The sequence below is a fragment of the bacterium genome (assembly GCA_028820935.1).
Taxonomy (GTDB): domain Bacteria; phylum Actinomycetota; class Acidimicrobiia; order Spongiisociales; family Spongiisociaceae; genus Spongiisocius.
Genome location: JAPPHZ010000030.1, coordinates 57,124 through 79,609, shown reverse-complemented (window position 1 = coordinate 79,609; position 22,486 = coordinate 57,124). Strand labels below are relative to the sequence as shown.

Below are 22,486 nucleotides of genomic sequence, written 5' to 3'. Positions count from 1 at the left end.
TCTACCGGTCCCATATCACCCCCATGGAAGCCCGAACTGTCGGACAGCCATCGCTCCCCCGATGAAGAACAGCCACACCAGCGAGGCCGGTATGAGCCGTTTCCAGCCGAGGGTCATCAGCTGGTCGTAACGGAGGCGCGGGAGCGTGGCCCGCAGCCATACGAAAATGAACAGGAACACCACCACCTTCAAGAAGAACCAGACGGTCGGGAGGATGGCGCTCACCAGCAGCGGCACCGAGCCGTCCCAGGTGGGCCCGGCCCAGCCTCCCAGGAACAGGGTCACGGCCAGGCCCGACATGGTGAAGATGTTGATGTACTCGGCCAGGAAGAACAGCGCGAAGCGCAACCCGGAGTACTCCGTGTGGAACCCGCCCACGATCTCCTGCTCCGCCTCGACCAGGTCGAAGGGGGCCCGGTTGGTCTCGGCCACCGCGGCGATGAAGAAGATGATGAAGGATGGGGCGAGAACGATCACGTTCCAGGCCGGGAGGCTGAGCGCCCTGCCGAAGAAGGTCAGGCTTCCCGCCTGGGCGGCCACGATCTCGGAGAGGCTGAGAGATCCGGTGAAGAGCACCACCGGCACCAGCGACAGGCCCATGGCGGCCTCGTAGGAGATGGCCTGAGCGGTGGCCCGCACCCCGCCGAGCAACGGGTACTTGGAACCCGAGGACCAGCCGGCCAGCACCACCGCGTAGACGGCCACCGACGACATGGCCAGCACGTAGAGCAGGCCGACGTTGAGGTCGGCGCCCTGTACGGGGATCAGCCGCTCCTCGCCGCCCAGGGTGATCCGGACGGGACGGCCGAAGGGCACCACCATGAACATCAGGAAGGCGGGAACGGCAGCCAGCATCGGTGCCGCCAGGTAGAGGCCGAGTTCGACCTTGCGGGGCGTCACCTGCTCCTTGAAGAACAGCTTCAAGCCGTCCGCAACGGTCTGGAGTATCCCGAACGGACCGGCCCGGTCGGGCCCGATCCGGTTCTGCATGTCGGCCACCACCTTGCGCTCGAACCAGATCAGCAGGATGGTCACGACCTGGAGCAGCCCGAAGATCACCACCACCCGCAGCGCCACCAGACCCAGATCGATCCAGTCCATCAGGACGGCTCCCCTACGGAGACGCTGACGTCGAGCGAGTTGTCCACGACTCCCGTACCGGGCTGGTTGAACGGAATGTAGACCGAGCCCTCCGCCAGGCTCTGATCGATCCGCGCCGGCAACCGCACCGTCCGGCGCCCCACCCGGACCACCACCTCATCGCCCTCCGCCACAGCCAGCGAGGCGGCATGGGCCGGGGTTATGTAGGCGCCCGCACCCGGCGCCAGCGGCGCCAGGGAGGGGCAGTGCCGGAGCAGCACGCCGTCGTCATAGAGGGTACGGGCCAGGTGGAGGGTGTGGCCTTCGACCCTGCCGTTGAGATCCTGGTGGCGCGGCTCGTGGACGAAGGGCTGGTCAGCGGGGTCGATCGGGGCAACCTCGCCCTCCCGGGCATCCCATTCGAGGTGGTCCCAGGTAATGCCGGCGTAGGCAGGCGCCAGCCGGGAGATCTCGTCGGCGATATCCCGCTCCGATCCCAGGTTGAGCGGGCGGCCCAGGCGATCTGCCAGATCGTCCAGGACCGACCAGTCGGCCCGGGCCTGCCCGGGACCCGGCACCAGCCGGTTCACAATCTGGACGCGGCCCTCCAGGTTGGTCACCGCGCCCTTCTTCTCCCCGAATCCCAGAGCGGGGAACACCACATCGGCCCGGCGGGATGAATCGGTGAGGAAGAGGTCCATCGCCACCACGAAGCCCGCTCCCGACAGGGCGGCGGATCCGTCGAAGCCCACCAGGTCGCGGACCGGATCGGCGCCGTACAGGAGGAGCACCTCGATCTCGCCCGCGCTGCAGGCGGCGGCGATCCCGACGGCGTCGAGGCCGGGGCCCGCAGGAATCGCTCCCCAGGCGTCAACCAAGCGCCCCGCCGCGCCCTCGATCGGCAGGCGGCCCGGGAGCAGGTCGGGCGCCACGCCCATGTCGAACGCTCCGAATGTGTTGCCCCGGTGGACGAGCGGGAGCAGGGACGCGCCGAGGGACCGGGCGAAGGCCGCGACCGACTCGGCCAGGCGGGGATCCTCGGCCAGTCCGGGACGTCCCACCAGCGCTACCAGGGGACCCCGGCCCAGCGCATCCCGCACGGCCTGGAGCTCCCCGGCCCCGGCCTTCAGCCGCTCCAGGATCTGCGCACCCTCCCCCGGCCGGTAGGTCAACTTGTGGTCGGCCCGGTCGTCAAGCCCGGTCCGGCGGGGATGGACCACGATCAGCGTGGCTCCCAACTCCTGGGCGGCTCGCCTGACCCGCAGGTAGAGGATGGGGTGGGTCTCCTTGAGGTCTGGACCCCACAGAAGGATGGTGCGAGCGGTCTCGAGGTCGTCGATCCGTCCGCGACCCGCCAATCCGGTGAGGAACCGGGCGGGGAGACCGTCGCCGAGCCCGGCGTCGAGGTGGTTGGATCCCACCGCCACCCGCATGAACTTGGACAGCGCGTAGGCGTCCTCGTTGGTGCCCCGAGCCCCTCCCAGGGCCGCCACCGATGCCCCGCCACCGGTCGTGAGCGCCGCCAGGAGCCGCTCCGCCACCAGGTCCAGGGCTTCACCCCACCCTGCCTCCCTGAATCCGTCCCCATCCTTGATGAGCGGGGTGCGGAGCCGCTCGGGAGAAGCGATGAACTCGAATCCGAACCGTTCCTTGTCGGACAACCATCCCTGGTTGGTGGCGCCGATGTCGAGACCCAGGAAGCGGAGCACGCGGTTCTGGGAAACGTGCACCGAGATGCCGGCGCCCTCGGTGTGCATGGTCCCGGTGCTCTCGCCGATGTCGAGATCCCAGGGTCGAGCCCGGAAGCGGTAGGGAACGGCCGTCAGCGCGCCTACCGGGCAGATCTGCACGGTGTTGCCCGAGAAATAGGAATTGAACGGCTCGTCCGGGAAGGTCAGCACCTGGGTGTGGCCGCTCCGGCCCTGGAACTCGATCAGCGGATCCCCCGAGATCTCGTCCGAGAACCTGGTGCAGCGGGCGCACAGGATGCAGCGCTCCCGGTCGAGCAGGACCAGGTCGCTGATCGGCACCGGCTTGGCGAAGTGGCGCTTCTCCTCCACGAAGCGGCTCTCTCCGGGGCCGTAGGACATGGTCTGGTCCTGGAGCGGGCACTCACCGCCCTTGTCGCACACCGGGCAGTCCAGAGGATGGTTGGCCAGGAGGAACTCGAGCACGCCTTCCTGCGCCTTCTTGGCGGGGGCCGACTCGGTGTGCGCCACCATCCCGTCGTTGACCGGCTGCACGCAGGAGGGGACGAGGATCCTGCCGCGCGGGGTCTCGATCTCGACCAGGCACATCCGGCACATTCCCACCGGGTTCATCCGCGGGTGCCAGCAGAAGCGCGGGATGTAGACGCCGTTGTCCTCGGCCGCCTTGATCAGCAACTCTCCGGCGGGCGCCTCCACCTCCATACCGTCGATCGTCAGGCCGACCATCGCCCGGTCGTCCCCGCTCATCTCGCGCCGCCGATCGACACGGGCACCAGGTTGGCCTGCGCCAGCAGTTCGGCCTGCTCCAGGTAGCTGTCCACCTCGTCTCGAAAATGCTCGAGGAGCGACACCACCGGCGAGACGGCCGAGGGTCCGAGCGGGCATATGGTGGTCATGGCGGGGGGCCACCGGAGCCCGGGCGAGATGTTGTCGGACACGTCCAGCAAGAGATCGGCGTCCACCGGGCGGCCCTGGCGGTCCATGATGCGCCGCAGGATCAGGTCGATCCAGACGGTCCCCTCGCGGCACGGGGTGCACTGCCCGCAGGACTCGTGGGCGAAGAACCGCACCAGGCGTTCGGCGGCCGCCACCATGTCGGTGGTGTGGTCCATCACGATGACCGCTCCGGAGCCGGTCATCGATCCGTGCCCGTCGATCGCCTCCTTGGTCACCTCGGTGTCGAGGTGGAGCTCGGGGACGAACCAGGGCGCGGAGGCCCCGCCCGGCACCCAGGCCTTGAGCCGGTTCCCGTTGCGGATGCCTCCCGCCAGGTCGAAGATCAGCTCCCGCCAGGTCAGACCCTCCACGATCTCGTAGTTGCCCGGACGGTTGACGTGGCCGGAGATGGAGCACATCCGCTTGCCGGGCGAGCCTTCGGGGCCGATGGCGGCATAGGCGGCGCCGCCCGCCGTGATGATCCAGGGAACGTTGGACAGGGTTTCCACGTTGTTCACGATGGTGGGCATCATGTAGAGCCCCTTGGCGGCAGGGAAGTAGGGCGGCTTGATCCGCGGCTCGCCCCGCCTGCCCTCGAGGCTGTTGAGCAGGGCGGTCTCCTCCCCGCAGATGTAGGCGCCGGCGCCCAGATGGACGGTCAGGTCGAGGTCGTAACCCGATCCGAGGATGTCCCGACCGAGGTACCCGGCCCGGTAGGCCTCCTCGACCGCGGCCTCGACACGCCGGGTCGCCTTCGGATACTCGCCCCGGACGTATACGAAAGCGTGGTTCACCTCGGTCGCGTAGGACGAGATGATGATGCCCTCGATCATCTGGTGCGGATCACGCTCCATGAGCTGGCGGTCCTTGAAGGTGCCCGGCTCCGACTCGTCGGCGTTGACCACCAGGTAGGACGGGCGCGCCGGCGCCAGGAAGCCCCACTTGACACCGGCCGGGAACCCGGCCCCGCCACGGCCCCGCAACATGGAGGCCTTGATGTCATTCGTGATCTCGGCCGGGGTCATGCCCGGGTCGCCGAACACCATGCGGAGCGCGGAGTAACCCCCGGTTGCCTCGTAGGTGGCCAGGGCGTGGCTGTTAGCCGGGTGATGGTTCATCCGGTCGGTGAGGATCATCGGGAGATCGCCGTTCCCCACGGTCTTGGACGTGTCCAGCTCCGGGACGTGGCCGTTGGATTCAACCGCCGTCCCCAGCGACGCGCAGGCCGGAACGGGTCCGGCGGCGCCAGCCGGCTCGGGAATGGCCCACGGGAACGCGGTCCGCCCGCCGAACCTGGCCTGGAGTTCGTCACCGGTCGCCGCATCGGGCTCCTCGGTGCGGAGCCAACGGACCATCTCCCTTGCCTTGGCGGGCGTGACCCCCTCCACGAACTCGTAATTGACCTGGAGCGCGGGCGACCCTCCGCAGGCGCCGATGCACTCCACGTGCTCGGGGGTGATCGCTCCGTCGGGGTCGGTGTGGCCGGACGGAACCCCGGCCTCGGACTCGACCGCGTGGAGCACCTCGTCGGCGCCGTCGAGCCAGCACGAGAGGGACGTGCACACCGACACCAGGTACTTGCCGACCCGGTCCCGCTTATACATCGTGTAGAAGCTGGCCACCGCCACCACCTGGGCGGGGGTGACACCCACCAGGTCCGCCACCCGGCGCATGCCGTCCTCGGTGAGCCGGTCCGCGCCCCGGTCCAGATCCTCCTTCATGGCGATGTAGAGAAGGGGCATGATCGCGGAACGGGGCCGGGGGTAGCCGGCAATGATCTGCCGGGCCCGTTCCTCGGCCGCGTCCGACCAGGCGTACGTCATCTCCGCCTACCGATCCACATCGCCCATCACCGGATCCAGCGACGCTATGCACGCCACCGTGTCGGCCACCAACGAGTCCGCCATCATGATCGGAAGCGCCTGGAGGTTGGAGAAGGAGGGCGCCCGGGTGTGCATTCGCAGCGGCGCGCCGCTCCCGTCGGACACCAGGTAGCAGCCCAACTCCCCTCTCGGCGCCTCGATGGCCGCATAGGTCTCTCCTGCGGGGACCTTGAACCCTTCGGTGTAGATCTTGAAGTGATGGATGAGAGCCTCCATCGACTCGTCGATACGCTCCCTGGGAGGGGGCGACACTTTGCGGTCGTCCGTCTTGTAGTCACCGCGGGGCATGGTGGCGGCCGCCTGCTCGACGATGCGCAGCGACTGGTGTATCTCACCGATCCGGACCCGGTAGCGGTCGTAGACATCCCCCCGGCTCCCGGTCACCACGTCGAATTCGTACGCTTCGATGCCCGAGTAGGGCTGGGCCTTGCGCAGGTCCCACGGCACTCCCGCCGCCCGCAGGGTCGGGCCGGTGACGCCGTAGGCCAGGCACTCGTCCGCGGTGATGATCCCGATTCCCCGGGTCCGGCCCGTCCAGATGGGATTCTCCTTCAGGAGATCCTCGTAGTCCCGGATGGCCACCGGGATCCGCTCGAGGATCTCGGCCACGTCCTCCTCCCACCCGTCCGGCAGGTCGGCCGCCACGCCGCCCGGACGGATGTAGTTGTGGTTCATCCGCAGACCGGTGGTCTTCTCGAAGAAGGCCAGAATCAGCTCCCGTTCCCGGAAGCCGTACATCATCATCGACAGCGCTCCGATGTCCATCCCGTTGGTGGCGGTGGCGACCAGGTGTGAGGACACCCGGTTGAGCTCGGTCATCAGGATCCGGATGGCCTGGGCGCGCGGCGGGATCTCCACGCCCAGGAGTTTCTCTGTCGCCAGCGAGTAGCAGAGCTCGTTGTGGAGGGGCGCCAGATAGTCCATGCGGGTGACGTTGGTGCCGCCCTGGAGGAAGGTCAGGGTCTCGGCGGTCTTCTCCATACCGGTATGGAGGTAGCCGATTATCGGCTTGACCCTGCGAACGATCTCGCCTTCCAGTTCGATATTGAGCCTCAGCACCCCGTGGGTGGAAGGGTGCTGGGGTCCCATGTTGACGATCATCCGCTCGTCGTCGTCAACGGTGTCGTCGACCACCCAGTCGTCAACGACGCGGGAGCCCCGCTGCTCGACGCTCCTCTCGACCGTCTCATCGCGCTCCATCTCCTGAGCACCCTCGTCGGTCCCGGCCACCATCCACTCCGAGACCTCGGGGGCTTCGGTGCCGGACACCCAGATGTCGGTGGTGGCGGTCGGCTCAGCCATCATGTCACCCGGGGCGAGGCTTTGAACTGGACCGGGACGGCGCCCACCTCGAAATCACGGCGGAGGGGATGGCCCATCCAGTCGTCGGGCATCAGGATGCGGGTGAGATCGGGATGGCCGGCGAAGCGGATGCCGAACATGTCGTACGCCTCGCGCTCCAGGAAGTTGGCGCCGGGATAGACCGGAACCAGCGACGGCACCTCGGGATCGCCTTCCGGGACCGGCACCAGTATGCGGAGACGGCGGTTGTGCTGCACTGACACAAGGTTGACCACCACCTCGAACCGAACCCTCCGCTTGCCCAGGTAGTCCACGACGGTGATGTCCGAACACATCTCGAAGCCCTGGGCGCGGGCCGCCCCGGCCAGCCTGGCCAGATCCTCGGCCGGGACGCGGACGACATGATCACCCAGCGAGTGGCCGGCCTCGGCAGAGGGAACCGCTTCGCTGAGGCTCGCCAGCACCTCGTCGGCGCCGGCTGCGGGACCGGGCGAGCTGTCGCCGGACATCAACGAGCCAACTCCCCCGACACCACCTTGTCCTGAAGGGTAAGTATCCCGTGCATCAGCGACTGCGGGCCCGGCGGGCATCCCGGCACGTAAACGTCGACCGGGACGATCTGATCGACGCCCTGAACCAGTGCGTAGTTGTTGAACATGCCACCGGTCGAGGCGCAGGCGCCCATCGAGATCACCCATTTGGGATCCGCCATCTGGTCGTACACCTGACGGAGGACCGGAGCCATCTTCTGGGACACCCGACCGGCCACCACCATCAGGTCGGCCTGGCGGGGAGAGGCCCGGAACACCTCCATGCCGAACCGGGCCAGGTCGTTGTGGGCCGTGCCGGTGGCCATCATCTCGATGGCGCAACAGGCCAGGCCGAAGGTGGCGGGCCACATCGACTGCTGCTGAGACCACCGCATGGCCTTCCCCAGCGTGGTGGTCAGGAGCTGCGGAGGAGAGGTCAAATGAGCCATCAGGCCACCGGCTCGCCGACCGGAGCATCCACGGCCGATCGGTACCGGGCGCGCCGCGACACGTTCCAGTCCAGGGCGCCGCGCTTCCACACGTAGCCGAGGGTCTCGACGATCAGCAGGGTGAAGATGGCGATAGCGGCGACCCCACCCCAGCCCAGCGTCCCGAACACCGACGCCCAGGCGAACAGGAAGATGATCTCCACATCGAAAATGACGAAGAGGATGGCGACCAGGTAGAACTTGACCGGGAAGCGCTGGATCGGCTCGGCCTCGGTAACGATGCCGCACTCGTAGGGCTCCAGCTTCTCGGCGGTGGGACGCTTGTACGAGATGAGGTAGGAAACGATCATTGATACGCCGGCGAACAATGTGGCCAGCACCAGCATGACCGCTATGGGGAGATAATCGGAAAGCTCCACGCCACCTCTCCGCGAGAAGCCAATCCTACGAACGGGCGCGATGATCGCCAAAACGGGGCCGCCATGTCCCGGGCGAGCGGAAGGCGGACAACCCGAGATGAGGACGCGGTGGCAGCCGATGCCCGCCGGTGGGGCCGGCGACATGGGGACGCGGGGCGAAATACCGGGTTCTGTCACAGGCTCGTGGCACGATGGTGTTGATGTGCCGGACCCATGAAACCACCCCGGTGATCCGCGGCGGCGTGGCGGTCGTCGCCTGCGAGGAATGCAGGACCGTCACCTTCCGCAACCGGGACTCCTTCGGGGGTATGGCGGCGCTGTTCGCCGACTACCGCCTGGTCGGCCGGGTGGAGGCGATCGGCGCCCCGGCCGGTGAGGTCATGGCTTTCCGGCCCGCCAACCCCTCCGAACGATCAACCATGGACGCGCTGCCTCCCCACCGTTGGTTCAGGGCCAACGAGCACCTGTGGGTGTGCCAGGACGGCTCGGTCCTGCTTCTCGCCCACCGTTTCCCCGTGGTGTCTCGAATGCTGGGGGCCTGACCCGCTCGCTAGCCCTGATTATTCCTGTTCCCAGCACACCAACGCGGATCAGGCCACTTCAACCCACATAATTCGCAAGCGGCCACACCTCACCCTGCGGTTGATTCCGCACCGACTGGAAGACGGGGGCCATCAGATGGGTGTAACCCAAGGCCAGGAGTACGAAGGCTCCATTCTCGTCATCCGGACAGACCCCCACCATGAATAATCGGGGCTCGGAGGGTACTGAAAAGTGTCCGGTTAGCCCGATATCCGGTCATAAAGCCCCTGTTCACGGCATCGCAGGCTAACCAACCGCCGTCTCTTTCAGCACCCTCCTCGAGTCCTTCCTGCGGAACTGGGTGCGGTACATCCGGGCGTACAGGCCGTCCGTCTCCAGCAGGACCTCGTGGGTGCCCTGCTCGACCAGGCGACCCCCGTCGAGCACCAGGATCCGGTCGGCGGCCTGGATCGTCGACAGGCGGTGAGCGATGACGAGCGAGGTGCGCCCCACCATCACCCGTTCCAGGGCCTCCTGGATGAGGGCCTCGGACTCCGAGTCGAGGTGGGCGGTGGCTTCATCGAGGATGAGGATGCGCGGGTCCTCGAGGATCACCCTCGCCAGGGCGATCCGTTGCTTCTCCCCACCCGAGAGGCGGTAGCCGCGCTCCCCCACGACCGTCTCGTAACCATCCGGCAAGCCGGCGACGAAGTCGTGGATGTTGGCGGCGCGGGCTGCGGCCACCAGCTCTTCCTGCGTGGCGTCCGGATTGGCATACCGCAGGTTGGCCGCGATCGTGTCGTGAAACAGGAAGGTCTCCTGGGTGACCACGCCCACGGAGCGCTCGAGCGACTCGGTTGTAGCGTCCCGGACGTCCACCCCGTCGATCCGCACCGCTCCCCTGCTCACGTCGTACAGCCGGGGGATGAGGTAGCTCACGGTGGTCTTTCCCGCCCCCGACGGCCCGACGAGGGCCGCCACCTCACCGGCCTCGATCCGGAAGTCTGCATCCTCCAGCGCCCAGCGTCGGGACGGAGGCTGCGGGGACGGGGGAGGCTCGTCCGGCCGGCCGGGTCTGGCTACGGCCGTCAACCCGGTCGGTTCCGCCTGCCGGTACCGGAAGTACACCCCGTCAAACTCCACCGTCCCGCTCACGGGGCGGAGGTCGGTGGAGTTCAGACGCTCCACTATCTCCTGGCGGAGGTCAAGCACCTCGAAGACGCGCTCGAACGAGACCAGGGAGGTGGCGAACTCCACCCGGGCGTTGGACATGGCCGACAGCGGCCCGTACAGCTGCACCAGGAGGCTCGAGAACATGATGACAGTCCCCAGGCTCATAGAGCCCTGGATGACCAGGTAGCCGCCTACCCAGAACACGGCGGCCGTACCGATGGCGCCCACCAGCCCGAGAGCGGCGAAGAACCATCTCCCCACCACCGCGGACCGGACGCCGAGGTCGCGGACCATCCCCGCCTCGGTGGAGAAGCGGGCCATCTCCTCGTTACGGCGCCCGAACAGTTTGACCAGCAGGGCCCCGCTCACGTTGAAGGTCTCGTTGAGGATGGCCGCCATCGCTCCGTTGTGCCGCATCTGGCGCCGGGTGATGGAGCGCAGCACCTGCCCGACCCGGCGGGCCGGATAGACGAACAGCGGCAGTGCCGCCACCGCCAGGAGGGTGAGGCGCCACTCCGCCTGGATCATCACCGCCAGGATGGCCACCACGGAGACCACGTTCGAGACGATGGTGACGAAGGTGCCGGTGATGGCGGTCTGGGCGCCGACCACGTCGTTGTCGAGGCGGGATACCAGCTCACCGGTCTTGGTCTCGGTGAAGAACCGCAGCGACATGCCCTGTAGGTGGGTGTACAGGGCCCGCCGCAGGTCGTAGATGATCCCCTCCCCGGCCGTGGCGCTCATCCAGCGCTGGAGAGCGCCCACCGACACGCTGATGAGCGGCACCACCACCATGGCCACGCCCAGGAAGGTCAGCCGCCCCACATCGGCGGCCGGGATGGCGTTGTCGACGAGGTCCCGGATCAGGAGCGGCGGCACCACCGTGAGGCCCGATACCACGAGGATGGTGACCAGGACGCCCACGAGCAGCATCCGGTAGGGCTTGCCGTAGGCGAACACCCGTCGTAGCAGCGCCCGATCGATCTCCGGACCGCGCTGGTCCCGGTCATGGCGCACGTACGACCACCATCCCCCACCGAAGTCGTGAAAGATCGGGACCTCCTGCTGTACACGTCGATCTTAAGGGCGACGCCGACCTAGCGGAACGCGCCCCTTACGCACTCCCCGAACTCGATGCCGGCTCGAGGTGAGCGATCCGGTACGACCTACGCGGATTTCAGGGGGCGGCGTTCCCCGGCCGGTAGGAGTCCAGGAAGACCTCCCTGCCCTGCCGGGAGGAGTCGTAGATGGCCGAGATGATGGCCAGCGACACCCGGGCGTCCTCACCGGTGAGCACCGGATCACGATCCTCGCGGACGGCGTCGACCATGTCCTGGAGCTGGATCCGGTGGCGAGTCTGCGGGTAGGCCCACGGATCGTCGATGTCGGTCAACGCGAAATCCGTGGCCAACTCCACCCGACCCTCGTCATCCTCCACATCCCACACAAGGAACTTGTCGTACTGGGCGTTGGCGACCACGGTGCCCAGTTCTCCGTGCAGCTCGAGCCGGGACTTGAGGGCGGTTCGGACCGAGGAGGTGCTCTCGAGGATCCCCATGGCGCCGTTGGTGAAGCTGACCACCGCAGTGGCGGTGTCCTCCACCTCGATGTCGTGAAACTGGGTAGCCACCCGTCCCATGACCGACCGTACCGGTCCCATCAGGTACTGCAGCAGGTCGATGATGTGGATGGACTGGGTCATCAGGCAACCCCCGCCCTCGAGCGCCTTCGTTCCCCGCCAGGCTGCAGAGGCGTAATAGGCAGCCGTCCGGCTCGACTTGTCAACCGCATCGCTCAGGAACACCCGCCCCAGACGACCCGAGTCAACCGCCTCCTTGAGAGTGCGGGCCACCACACCGAAGCGCATCTGGAAGATCACCCCCAGCTTGGTGCCGTTCGCCCGGCAGACGCCGATCATCCGATCAGCCCTATCCAGGGTGGTTTCAAGAGGCTTTTCCACCAGGGCATGCTTCCCGGCGTTAGAAGCGGCGATCGTCACGTCGGCGTGCAGGCCGGTGGGGACCGATACGACCACCACATCGACCTCATCGTGTTCCACCAGCCGCCGGTAATCGGTGAACCAGTGTCCGGCACCGTGGGTTCGGGCAAACTCCCGAACGTTGGATTCGTTCCGGCTGCACACCGCGACCAGCTCGCCGCCGTCGACGAAGTCGAGCTCCTTGGCCATGAACCCACCCGACATGCCGGTCCCGACCAGACCGAAGCCTATGTTGCCCTCTCTCACCGCCATCGCCCTCCCAGGCCGAGTGTACCGGCCGGGTCGGACCGCTCCGGGTCGGCCGGATGGTGCGGTGATCACCCGGTTGGTGGCGTAGGGGGAACTAATCAGCCCAACTGGCCGGCCGGCCCGCCTACGCTCTGGTAACCATGCGAATCCTCTTGCTGAACGGCCCCAACCTCAACCTCCTGGGCAGGCGCGCCCCGGAGGTCTACGGCTCGGACACCCTCGCCGACGTCACCGAGCGGTGCCACGCACACGCGGCCCGGCTGGGTCACCGGCTCGACGACTTCCAGTCCAATCACGAGGGAGAGTTGATCGACGCCATCCACGCCGCCAGGGAGACCGCGGGCGGGATCGTGTTCAACCCCGGCGCGTACTCCCACACCAGCTATGCCCTCCATGACGCCATAGAGGCGGTCGGGATCCCCACCGTCGAGATCCATATCTCCAACGTTCGGGAGCGCGAGCCGTGGCGGCGCATCTCGGTGACCGAGCCGGCCTGCGTATACCAGATCTTCGGCCGGGGCGTCACCGGCTACCTGGACGCCATCTCCCACCTTCACTACCGGGCGGCCCATCCACCTGTCACGCTGCCCTACGGACCGCACCCCGACCAGGTGGCGGATCTCCGGCTCCCCGATGCTCCCGGACCCCACCCGGTGGCGGTCCTCGTCCACGGTGGCGGGTGGATGGACCCCTACACCCGTGATCTGATGGACGGGGCCGCGGTCGACCTGGCCGCTAGGGGCACGGCCACCTGGAATCTCGAGTACCGACGGATCCCACCGGTGGGCGGCTGGCGGGATTCCATCGCCGACGTTTCCGCCGGGGTCGGCGCCCTGTCGTCCCTTTCCGGCGACCACGGACTCGACCGGGGCCGGGTGACGGTGATCGGGCACTCGGCCGGCGCGCAGCTGGGGTTCTTCGCCGCCAAGACCGCATCCGTACGTCCGGCCCGCTTCGTCTCGCTGGCAGGGATGCTCGATCTCGGGAACGGCGGCCCCGGCTTCGACGGGCTGCTCTCGGCCTTCTTGGGCGACGGCGGGCACGCTCGCCTCCCGGCGGTCGACCCCATCCGAGCCCTTCCCGCCGGTGTCCCGACGGTGGCGGTGCTCGGCCTCAGGGACCGATCGGTAACGCCGGATCAGAGCCGCCGGTTCGTCGAGGCGGCCCGAGCGGCCGGCGACCGATGCCGCCTGGTCGAGCTGCCAGAGACCGACCACATGGACGTGATCTCCCCCCTCGCCGCCGAGTGGGACGATGTGGCGCGGGCCTGCCTGGGCGCCTAGCCGGCTCTACGGACGAAGCACCTCAGCACGTCCCGGATTGTCTTTGCAACACATTCTGGGCATGGATTGCAACACATTCTGGAAATGGATCGCACTACATTCTGGGAACAAGTGGTACCTTCCGAGAATCGGTCGCGCGACATTCTGAGAGTCACGGCCTACGGACACTGGTTCGATCTCGTCTAAGACAATCTATCGCAGGAAACTAGTGACTAGCAACTAACAACTAGGAGCTAATCATCTATGCGAGGGCAGCCTCCCCGAAAATGCCCCTCACCTCGGCGTATAACGACGACGACAACTCCACCTTGTCGTCCAGCCGGAAGACCTTCCGGTCCTCCCCGGCGGTTAGGTCGATGAAGACCGGCGCCGGCCCCGGATGGTTGGACACCACCTGCTTGAGCTCGCGCAGCGAATCTAAGAAGGCATCCTGATCCGTCAGTGCCCGGTGGGGCTCCAGACGCAGCCTGAGGTCGCTGTCGGGGACGAGCTTGGGTCTGGTGATCCGGAAGGCGCGGACCTTCACCTCGTCCCGGTTGCTCAGCCTGCCCTCCACCACCATGATGGCGTCCTCCTCCAGTATCTCGTCGGCCGAGGACAGGGTCTTCGCAAACACCACCACCTCGACCGAGCTGTCAAGGTCCTCGATGTTGAAGTAGGCCATCTGCTCCCCCGAGTTGGTGTAGCGACGGGTGATGCCGCTGACGATCCCGCCGACCCTCACCCGCTCCCCGTCCGCCAGCCCCGCCAGCCCGGACACGGTCGCGTTGGCGTGCTCGGCCAGGGCCCGGCCCAGACCGTTCAGCGGATGGTCCGATACGTAGAGGCCCAGCATCTCCTTCTCGTGGGCGAGCAGGACGGACTTGTTCCACTCATCCTCGGGAATCGCCACTTCGTCGAACTCGGGAACCTCGGCTTCCCCGCCGAACAAGCTGAACTGGCCCGCCTCCTCGTGCCGCCTCCGGGCCAGCGTACGCTCGATCATCAGCTCCGCCACCTCGTTCAGGCCCCTCCGGGCGTGTCCGAGGTCTTCGAAGGCGCCCGCCCTGATCAGTGAGGCAACCACCCGCTTGTTGAGGGCCATGGTGTCCACCCGGTTGGCGAAGTCCTGGAAGTCCGCGAAGGCGCCACCGGCGTGGCGGGCCTGGATGATCCTCTCCACCACCGCCGACCCGACGTTCCGCACCCCGGAGAGTCCGAACACGATCCTGCCGTCCCGGACGGTGAAGTCGCTCTCGGAGGCGTTGACCGACGGCGCCGACACCTCCAGCCCCATCACTCGACACTCGCTCAGGTACAGGCGGTTACGGTCCTTCTCCCGGTGCGAAGACGTGAGCAGGGCGGCCATGTACTCGGCGGGGAAGTGAACCTTGAGGTAGGCGGTCTGGTAGGCGAGCAGCCCGTAGGCGGCGCTGTGCGACTTGTTGAAGCCGTAACCGGCGAAGCCTTCGATCGAGTCGAACAGCTCTCCCCCGAACTCCGGCGTGTTGCCGCCCGCCACCACGCCCTCCACGAACTTGTCCCGTTCCTGCTCCATGATGGCGGGTATCTTCTTGCCCATGGCTTTGCGCAGGGCGTCGGCGTCGACCATCGAGTACCCCGCTATGTCGCGGGCGATCTGCATGACCTGTTCCTGGTAGATCATGAGGCCATAGGTCTCGCTCAGCACGCCCTCGGTGGCCGGATGGGGATAGTCCACCTTGCTGCGCCTGTTCTTGCGGTTGGCGTAGGCGTGGTGCCAGTCGTTGGACATCGGGCCCGGCCGGTACAGGGCCACGAGGGCGATCATGTCCTGGAATCGGTCCGGCCGTAGGCTCCTGATCAGGGAGCGCATGGCGGTACCTTCCAGTTGGAAGACCCCGATGGTGTCGCCTCTACAGAGCATCTCGTAGGTGTCGGCATCGTCCAGGGGGACCCGGTCGATGTCGGGCCGGGCCCCGGTACTCCGTTCGATCAGGTCCAGCGTCCGGTCGATGGTCGACAGCGTGCGCAGGCCGAGAATGTCCATCTTGAGCAGGCCCAGCTTCTCGATGGCATGCATCTCGTACTGGGTGACCACCTCGGCGTCCTCGCCCTTGCGCTGCACCGGCACCAGGTCGGTGAGCGGACGGGGAGCGATCACCACCGCCGCGGCGTGGATCGAGTCCTGCCGGCGGAGCCCTTCCAGACCCCGCGCGGTGTCCAGGACCAGGCGGGCATCCTCCTTGTCCCGGTATTCCTCCCGCAGCCCGGCGGCGTTGGCATACCACTCCTTGGTGATCCCATCGGCGTCGTGGGCCGGGGGGTTGAAGCAGATGTCGAGCGATGCCTCCCGTCCCAGGACCGGATCCGGCATCAGCTTGGCCAGGCGGTCTCCCATCGCGTAAGGGAAACCCTGGACCCGGGCCGAGTCACGAATAGCCTGCTTCCCCTTGATCGTGGAGAAGGTGACGATCTGCGCCACGTGATCGGATCCGTACCTGTCGGCCGCGTACCGGATGATGTCGCCCCGGAAACGCTCGTCGAAGTCCATGTCGATATCGGGCATCTCGCGCCGGCCGGGGTTCAGGAAGCGCTCGAAGATCAGGCCGTACCCGATCGGGTCCAGATCGGTGATACCCAGCGAGTACGCCACGATCGATCCGGCCGCCGAGCCCCGCCCAGGGCCGACCCTGATCCGGCGCGACCTCGCGTAGCGCACCAGGTCCCACACGATCAGGAAGTAGTCGGGGAAGCCCATATCCTCGATGATCCGCATCTCGTGCTCTATCCGCTGCCCGACCTCGCCGCCGGTCCGGCCCTCGTAGCGGCGGCGAGCGCCCTCGGTTACCAACTCCCGCAAATAGGACATGGCCGTGTGGCCGTCCGGGACCGGAAAATGGGGCAGGAGCAGCTGGTCGAAGTCCAGGTCCACGTTGGCGCGCTCGGCGATCAGGAGCGTGTTGTCGCACGCATCGGGATAGGTGTCCTCCGGGAACCGGTCCCGCATCTCCCGGGGGGTCTTCAGGTAGAACTCCTCGCCCTCGAAGCGAAGGCTCCGGTCCGGGTCATCCACGGTCGATCCCGTCTGGATGCAGAGCAGCACATCGTGGGCGGCGGCCTCGTCCTGGCGGGTGTAGTGGGCATCGTTGGTGGCCAGAAGCGGAGCGCCGACTCGCTGCGAGATCTCCACCAGGTCGGGAAGGATACGCTGTTGGCTTTCCAGGCCCAGGTCGTGAAGCTCGATGAAGAACCGGTCCCGGCCGAAGATGTCCTGGTAGAGACCGGCTGCCTCCACGGCTTTCTTCATATCCCTCCGGCCGCCGCCGTACCCGTCCTCTCGCGGCGCGTCCGGGGCCAGCAGCGTGGGGACATGACCGGACAGGCAGCCACTGGTGGCGATGATCCCCTCGGCATACTCGGCCAGCAACTCGTGGTCCATGCGGGGCTTGTAGTAGTAACCCTCCAGGAAGGCCCTGCTGACCAGCTTGACCAGGTTGGCGTAGCCGGTCTGGGTCTCTGCCAGCAGGGTGATGTGATGGCGGACGTTGTCGGGCCCGGTGGGCCGATCGAAGCGGGAGCCGGTGGTCAGGTAACCCTCCACGCCGATTATCGGCTTGATGCCCGCCGCGGTGGCGGCCCGGTAGAAGTCGACCGCGCCGTAGAGCACTCCGTGATCCGTCAGGCCCAGCGCCGGTTGGCCATGCGACACGACCGCCTCCACGGCGTGGTCCAGGCGCGCCGCGCCGTCCAGCATCGAGAACTCGCTGTGAACGTGGAGGTGGACGAAACCTTTACTCGCCATGGCTATTCCTTGACCGCTACCCGTCGGCCGGTCAGGGGCACCCAGCGATCCGAAACATTAGCGAATTCCGGTTGGCCGAACGGGCATGACCGGGTTTATTCCCGCGGCGCCTCTCCGCCGGACGGCCTGCCGAGGGCTTCGAGGCTCGACCGGAGGTCGGCCGGAAGCGGCGCCTCGACGTCGAGGTTCTGGCGGGTGACCGGATGTACGAGACCCAGCCGGTGGGCATGGAGCCAGACCCGGCCCGGATCCACTCCGGCCCTGGCGGGCCGGCCGTAGACCTTATCCCCCACCACCGGCCGATCGATCGAGCCCAGATGCACCCGGATCTGGTGTGTACGCCCGGTCTCGAGAGTCACCTCCAGCAGGCTCAGCAGGGGACGATCCCACGTGGCCAGCCACCGGTAGTGGGTGACGGCGGGTTTTCCGCCGGGTCCCACGAAACTTCTCGCCCGCCGCCGATCGATCGGCGCGTCGATCGTCCCGGAGGCGACCGCGAAGCCGCCGTGGGTGAGGGTGAGGTAGCGGCGGCGCACTTCCCTGGCCGCGATCGCCTCGGTCAGGCGACGATGGGCAAGCGGATGCCGCGCGATGAGGATCGCCCCCGAGGTGTCCATGTCGAGGCGGTGGACGATCCCCCACCGCGGGTACTCGCCCACCCCCTCGACCTCCGGCCACCGATGGAGCAGCGCCGAAACCAGCGTCGCCTCGCCGTGACCGGGTCCCGGATGGGTGACCATCCCCGAGGGCTTGCCGATCACGGCCAGGTAGCGGTCCTCGTAGCGGACGTCGAGCTCGACCGGATGCGGCTGTAATGCGGGCGTCTCGGGAGGCACGAACCAGAGGCCGTCACCGGCGCCGAGCCGGGCGGGGGGCCGGTTCCCGCTGTCCGGCCCGGTTGATGTCAGCCCGGCCCGGCCGGACTCGATCATCCGCCGGGCCCTCGCCCTGCTCACCCCGGCCAGGCGGGCCAGGATCAGGTCGAAACGGGCGCCGTCCAGCGATTCCGGGACGGTCAGATGCGTCTGGCCGCCCATACGAGGATCACCACGCCCACCGTGATGGCGGAGTCGGCCAGGTTGAAGGTGGGCCAGAAGCTGAAGTCGATGAAGTCCGTGACGGATCCGGACATCCACGGTCCGCGCAGGAGCCGATCGACGACGTTCCCGATCGCCCCGCCGAGCACCAGACCCAGCCCCACCAGCTCGGTGGTGCTCCTACTGCGCTCCACCACTACCAAGATCAGGAAAGCGACCGCGACGGCTGCCAACCCCAGCCAGGAGCCGTAACCCTGGAACAGCGAGAAAGCCGCCCCCGAGTTCTCGGTGACCGCGAGCCGGAACCAGCCGGGAATGATCACGAGGTCGTGGTCGGCCAACGCCGTTCGCGCCCACAGCTTGCTGATCTGATCGGCTACCAGAACGGCCCCGCCTAGGAGGCCGGCGCTGATACGTCGGCTGGTCAGCGCCGGCGCGACGCGCACTTCACGCACAGGCTGGTCTGCGGAAGGGCCCGCAGGCGCGCCACCGGGATGGAGCTTCCACATACCCGGCAGTCGCCGTAGGTGCCGTCCTCCAGTGACTGGAGGGCGTTACGGACCTGGCCGAGCAGGTCACGGCTGTTGCGGTCCACCGACAGTTCCTTCTCGAACTCGAAGGCCATCGCGCCGCCATCGGCCGAGTCCGGATCGGGTCGGCGCTCAGCGGCGGTCTCAGCCATCCTGACCTCGCTCCGCTCGGCTTCGTGGTCGGCGATGACCGACACCAGGCTCCGCTCCCTCTCCTCGAGGAGCCTCTTGAAACGTGCGAGTGTGGACTCGGCCAGCTTGCGTCGAGAAGCCATACTGCTCTTCCTCCGGCGCGACTGTGGGGGCCGACCGAAGCTAGCAGGTCCGGAACCCGGTCGCTGGGATCGCTCCGCTCCGGCCGGCCGGTTCCGGCACCGCCAACCGCTACGGGTACGATGGCGCCCGCAGCTACTCACAGGATCATGCCAGGTAGCAAACCCGACTCCGCGCCGGTCTCCGACTTCACCCGAGTGCCTCCCGGGCTCGACCTCCCGGCCCTCGACGCGCGCATCCTGGAGCGTTGGGACGAGACCGGGGCCTTCCAGGCCTCCGTCGAGATGCGACCCCGCGAGCACGAGTACACGTTCTACGACGGCCCCCCGTTCGCCTCCGGGAGCCCCCACTACGGCCACATCCTGGCCGGGATCATCAAGGACATCGTTCCCCGCTACTGGACCATGCGGGGACACCGGGTGGAACGCCGCTTCGGCTGGGACACCCACGGCTTGCCGGTCGAGATGGAGGTCGAGCAGCAGCTCGGCATCTCCGGCCCCCGCCAGATCGAGGAGCTGGGCGTGACCGTCTTCAACGACGCCTGCCGCCGGATGGTCGAGGTCACCACCGCCGACTGGGAGGGCATAACCCGCCGCATAGGCCGCTGGGTCGACTTCAGGAACGACTACAAGACCATGGACCCCGAGTTCATGGAGAGCGTCTGGTGGGTGTTCCGAGCGCTGTGGGACAAAGGTCTCGTCTACCGGGCCTTCAAGGTACTTCCCTACTCGTGGGCCGCCGGCACCACCCTGTCCAACTTCGAGGTGAGCCTGGGCGGCTATCGCGACCACCCCGACCCCGCCGTCACGGTCCGCTTGGAGATCCTCGACACCCCCGACCCGAGCGGGCCGGCCCGCCCCGGCGACTACCTGACCATCTGGACCACCACTCCCTGGACGCTTCCGGGCAACCTGGCGGTGGCAGTCGGCCCCGACATCGACTACGTGGCGATCGAGGACGGCGGAGGCCGCTACTGGGTGGCTGCCGGCCGGGTGGAGGAGGTCTTCGGCGAGGCCCGGCGGCCGGCTGCGGTCGCCTCCGGCAGCGAGCTGATGGGGGTGCGCTACCGGCCGCCCCTCCCCTACTTCGAGGATCGTGCCGCCCGGAGGGCCTTCCGGGTGATCCCCAGCCCGTCGGTGACCACCGACGAGGGAACCGGCCTGGTCCATATGGCGCCCGCCTACGGCGAGGAGGACCTCTACGCCTTGGCGGACGCGGACCTGGACGCAATCGTCGATCCGGTCGACCTCGAGGCGAGGTTCACCGCCGCCACCCCCGACCTGGCCGGGCTCCACGTGTTCGAAGCGGCCGACACCATCATCGGCCTCCTCCGGGAATCGGGAGCGCTGCTGAAGAATGAGCAGATCGTCCACTCCTACCCGTTCTGCTACCGCACCGATCAGCCGCTCATCTACAAGGCCATCCCAACCTGGTTCGTGCGGGTCGAGGCGGTCCGCGACCGGATGGTGGAGCTGAACGGATCCATCCATTGGGTTCCGGGGCCGGTAGGGGCCAACCGGTTCGGCAACTGGCTGGAGGACGCCCGGGACTGGGCGGTCTCCCGCAACCGGTTCTGGGGGAGCTGCATCCCGGTCTGGGAGTGCGACTCCTGTGGCTACCAGGAGTGCATGGGTGGCCGGGAAGATCTGGCCGAACGGTCCGGCGTGTGGCTGGAGGACCTCCACAAGCACGTGGTCGACGAGGTGACCTATTCCTGCCCGTCATGCACGGACCGGCCAGGTGTCATGGCCCGCGTGCCCGAAGTGCTGGACTGCTGGTTCGAGTCCGGGTCGATGCCATACGCCCAGTATCACTACCCGTTCGAGAACGAGGAACGTTTCCCGCGGACGTTCCCCGCCGACTTCATCGCCGAGGGTCTCGATCAGACCCGGGGATGGTTCTACACCCTCCATGTACTGGCCGCCGCCCTGTTCGACGAGGTCGCGTTCCGCAACTGCGTCGTCAACGGCATGATCCTGGCGGAGGACGGGCGCAAGATGTCCAAGCGTCTCAAGAACTACCCCGAGCCCTCCGCAGTTCTGGACCGGTACGGGGGAGACGCGGTCCGGGCCTACCTGATCGACTCGCCGGTACTGCGGGCCGAGCCGCTCCGCTTCTCCGAGGCGGGGGTGCGCGAGGTGGTGCGGACGGTGATCCTGCCGTTCTGGAACGCCTATTCCTTCTTCACCACCTATGCCGAGGCGGACGGTATCCGGTTCGAAGACCTCAGGTCGGCGCCCGTCCCCGCCGACCGGCCCGAGATCGACCGCTGGATACTGAGCGTCCTGCAGTCGCTGATCCGGCGGACCAACGAGTTGATGGAGGGCTACTACCTCTATGCCGTGGTGGGCCCGGCTCTCGGCTTCGTCAACGACCTGACCAACTGGTACGTGAGAAGGTCGAGGCGCCGGTTCTGGCGGGCTCGGGAGGGCAACGAGGCCGACAAGCAGGCTGCCTTCGCCACCCTCTACGAGGTGCTGGTGACCTTCAGCCGCCTGCTGGCGCCGGTCCTGCCCTTCATCACCGAGGAGATCCACACCGGCCTGGTACCGGAAGCCTCCAGCGTCCATCACACCGACTACCCGGTGGTGGACGAGGACACGATCGACGAGGACCTCGAGCGGTCGATGGATGTAGCCCGCACGGTGGTGACGCTCGGCCGGTCGCTGCGGTCGTATCACTCGATCGGTGTTCGCCAGCCCCTGGCGCGGCTGGCGGTGGTCACCCGCGATCCCGACGTGACGGCCGCGGTCCATCGCCACGGCGCGGTGATCGCCGAGGAGCTGAACGTCAAGGAGATCGGCACCCGTGAAGACGAGCTGTCGGTGGTCGAGCTGGCGGCCAAGGCCAACTACAAGCGCCTGGGTCCCCGCCTCGGCGCCGCGGTCCGGGAGGTCGCGGCCGCGCTGGCGGGACTGCCGTCGGACGAGGTGGCGTCCCTGCTCGAAGCGGGCGCGATGACCATCGCCGGCCACGAGTTGAGCGCCGACGACGTGGTCATCACCAGGAACCCCCTTCCGGGACTGGCTGTGGCGTCGGATGGTTCGCTGTCGGTGGCGCTCGACACGGTGCTCACCGGCGGACTGCGGAGCGAGGGCCTGGCCCGCGAGGTGGTGTCACGGATCCAGCGCGCCCGGCGCGACCTCGGGCTCGAGGTCACCGACCGGATCGGGCTCCGGTATCACACCGACGACGACCTCCTTGCCGAGGCCGTTCAGACCCACGCCGGATTCATCGCCGGCGAGGTGCTGGCTGTGGAGATCCTCCCCGGGCCCGTGCAAGGCGGGACACGGTTCGAGATCGGTGAGAGCGCCCTCTCGGTGCGCCTCGAGAAGGCAGCCGGCTAGCC

General features: G+C 67.6%; 14 protein-coding genes and 2 pseudogenes. 3 read left to right on the top strand and 13 right to left on the bottom strand.

The window, feature by feature from the left end; genetic code table 11:
• Positions 1 to 15 precede the first annotated feature (15 nt).
• The 7 genes and pseudogenes from nuoH to OXM57_08025 form a co-directional block, all read right to left on the bottom strand.
• Positions 16 to 1,101, bottom strand: a complete 1,086-nt coding sequence (gene nuoH, locus OXM57_08055) for an NADH-quinone oxidoreductase subunit NuoH (protein MDE0352631.1) — start codon at positions 1,099 to 1,101, stop codon at positions 16 to 18.
• On the bottom strand, positions 1,101 to 3,536 hold the full coding sequence (nuoG, locus tag OXM57_08050) for an NADH-quinone oxidoreductase subunit NuoG (GenBank protein ID MDE0352630.1): 2,436 nt from the start codon (positions 3,534 to 3,536) through the stop codon (positions 1,101 to 1,103). Before nuoG ends, nuoH begins: the two co-directional genes overlap by 1 nt.
• Complete coding sequence (gene nuoF / locus OXM57_08045) at positions 3,533 to 5,548, bottom strand: NADH-quinone oxidoreductase subunit NuoF (GenBank protein ID MDE0352629.1); 2,016 nt, start codon at positions 5,546 to 5,548, stop codon at positions 3,533 to 3,535. The genes nuoG and nuoF overlap by 4 nt, the downstream gene beginning before the upstream one ends.
• A 6-nt stretch (positions 5,549 to 5,554) precedes the next feature.
• Entirely contained in the window at positions 5,555 to 6,910 is a 1,356-nt protein-coding gene (nuoD, locus tag OXM57_08040) for an NADH dehydrogenase (quinone) subunit D (GenBank protein ID MDE0352628.1), read from the bottom strand.
• Complete coding sequence (locus OXM57_08035) at positions 6,910 to 7,419, bottom strand: NADH-quinone oxidoreductase subunit C (protein ID MDE0352627.1); 510 nt, start codon at positions 7,417 to 7,419, stop codon at positions 6,910 to 6,912. The genes nuoD and OXM57_08035 overlap by 1 nt, the downstream gene beginning before the upstream one ends.
• 5 nt (positions 7,420 to 7,424) lie before the next feature.
• Positions 7,425 to 7,889: pseudogene (locus OXM57_08030) on the bottom strand (NADH-quinone oxidoreductase subunit B).
• Positions 7,889 to 8,308, bottom strand: coding sequence for an NADH-quinone oxidoreductase subunit A (locus OXM57_08025; GenBank protein MDE0352626.1), 420 nt, complete (start codon positions 8,306 to 8,308; stop codon positions 7,889 to 7,891). Before OXM57_08025 ends, OXM57_08030 begins: the two are co-directional and overlap by 1 nt.
• A gap of 200 nt (positions 8,309 to 8,508) precedes the next feature.
• Here OXM57_08025 and OXM57_08020 point away from each other — a divergent pair, with 200 nt between their 5' ends.
• Positions 8,509 to 8,850, top strand: coding sequence for a hypothetical protein (locus tag OXM57_08020; GenBank protein MDE0352625.1), 342 nt, complete (start codon positions 8,509 to 8,511; stop codon positions 8,848 to 8,850).
• Positions 8,851 to 9,136: 286 nt separating this feature from the next.
• On the opposite strand, the gene OXM57_08015 is transcribed toward OXM57_08020, so the two are convergent.
• Both OXM57_08015 and OXM57_08010 read right to left on the bottom strand, forming a co-directional pair.
• Complete coding sequence (locus OXM57_08015) at positions 9,137 to 11,020, bottom strand: ABC transporter ATP-binding protein (protein MDE0352624.1); 1,884 nt, start codon at positions 11,018 to 11,020, stop codon at positions 9,137 to 9,139.
• 160 nt (positions 11,021 to 11,180) lie between these two features.
• Positions 11,181 to 12,254 carry a Gfo/Idh/MocA family oxidoreductase gene (locus OXM57_08010; protein MDE0352623.1) on the bottom strand — a complete coding sequence of 358 codons (1,074 nt, stop codon included), beginning with the start codon at positions 12,252 to 12,254 and terminating at the stop codon, positions 11,181 to 11,183.
• Positions 12,255 to 12,391: 137 nt separating this feature from the next.
• Here OXM57_08010 and OXM57_08005 point away from each other — a divergent pair.
• A pseudogene (locus OXM57_08005) lies at positions 12,392 to 12,805 on the top strand (3-dehydroquinate dehydratase).
• Positions 12,806 to 13,775: 970 nt separating this feature from the next.
• Here the strand turns inward: OXM57_08005 and dnaE are convergent.
• From dnaE to OXM57_07985, 4 genes are all read right to left on the bottom strand, one after another.
• The gene (gene dnaE / locus OXM57_08000) at positions 13,776 to 17,297 is read right to left on the bottom strand and encodes a DNA polymerase III subunit alpha (protein MDE0352622.1); all 3,522 of its coding nucleotides are present in this window, start codon (positions 17,295 to 17,297) and stop codon (positions 13,776 to 13,778) included.
• A 95-nt stretch (positions 17,298 to 17,392) separates the two neighbouring features.
• Positions 17,393 to 18,334 carry an RluA family pseudouridine synthase gene (locus OXM57_07995; GenBank protein MDE0352621.1) on the bottom strand — a complete coding sequence of 314 codons (942 nt, stop codon included), beginning with the start codon at positions 18,332 to 18,334 and terminating at the stop codon, positions 17,393 to 17,395.
• Complete coding sequence (gene lspA, locus OXM57_07990) at positions 18,313 to 18,789, bottom strand: signal peptidase II (protein MDE0352620.1); 477 nt, start codon at positions 18,787 to 18,789, stop codon at positions 18,313 to 18,315. The genes OXM57_07995 and lspA overlap by 22 nt, the downstream gene beginning before the upstream one ends.
• Entirely contained in the window at positions 18,759 to 19,139 is a 381-nt protein-coding gene (locus OXM57_07985) for a TraR/DksA C4-type zinc finger protein (GenBank protein ID MDE0352619.1), read from the bottom strand. The genes lspA and OXM57_07985 overlap by 31 nt, the downstream gene beginning before the upstream one ends.
• A gap of 147 nt (positions 19,140 to 19,286) precedes the next feature.
• Here OXM57_07985 and ileS point away from each other — a divergent pair, with 147 nt between their 5' ends.
• Positions 19,287 to 22,484: an isoleucine--tRNA ligase gene (gene ileS, locus OXM57_07980; protein ID MDE0352618.1), complete on the top strand. Its 3,198-nt coding sequence runs from the start codon at positions 19,287 to 19,289 to the stop codon at positions 22,482 to 22,484.
• The last annotated feature ends 2 nt before the right edge of the window (positions 22,485 to 22,486 follow it).

Bases quoted from the DNA above. Each gene is read 5' to 3' on its own strand.
- OXM57_07985 (MDE0352619.1), bottom strand. From the start codon at position 19,139: ATGGCTTCTCGACGCAAGCTGGCCGAGTCCACACTCGCACGTTTCAAG.
- nuoH (MDE0352631.1), bottom strand. From the start codon at position 1,101: ATGGACTGGATCGATCTGGGTCTGGTGGCGCTGCGGGTGGTGGTGATC.
- OXM57_08010 (MDE0352623.1), bottom strand. From the start codon at position 12,254: ATGGCGGTGAGAGAGGGCAACATAGGCTTCGGTCTGGTCGGGACCGGC.
- ileS (MDE0352618.1), top strand. From the start codon at position 19,287: ATGCCAGGTAGCAAACCCGACTCCGCGCCGGTCTCCGACTTCACCCGA.
- OXM57_08035 (MDE0352627.1), bottom strand. From the start codon at position 7,419: ATGTCCGGCGACAGCTCGCCCGGTCCCGCAGCCGGCGCCGACGAGGTG.
- OXM57_08020 (MDE0352625.1), top strand. From the start codon at position 8,509: ATGTGCCGGACCCATGAAACCACCCCGGTGATCCGCGGCGGCGTGGCG.
- dnaE (MDE0352622.1), bottom strand. From the start codon at position 17,297: ATGGCGAGTAAAGGTTTCGTCCACCTCCACGTTCACAGCGAGTTCTCG.
- nuoD (MDE0352628.1), bottom strand. From the start codon at position 6,910: ATGGCTGAGCCGACCGCCACCACCGACATCTGGGTGTCCGGCACCGAA.
- nuoG (MDE0352630.1), bottom strand. From the start codon at position 3,536: ATGAGCGGGGACGACCGGGCGATGGTCGGCCTGACGATCGACGGTATG.
- nuoF (MDE0352629.1), bottom strand. From the start codon at position 5,548: ATGACGTACGCCTGGTCGGACGCGGCCGAGGAACGGGCCCGGCAGATC.
- OXM57_07995 (MDE0352621.1), bottom strand. From the start codon at position 18,334: ATGGGCGGCCAGACGCATCTGACCGTCCCGGAATCGCTGGACGGCGCC.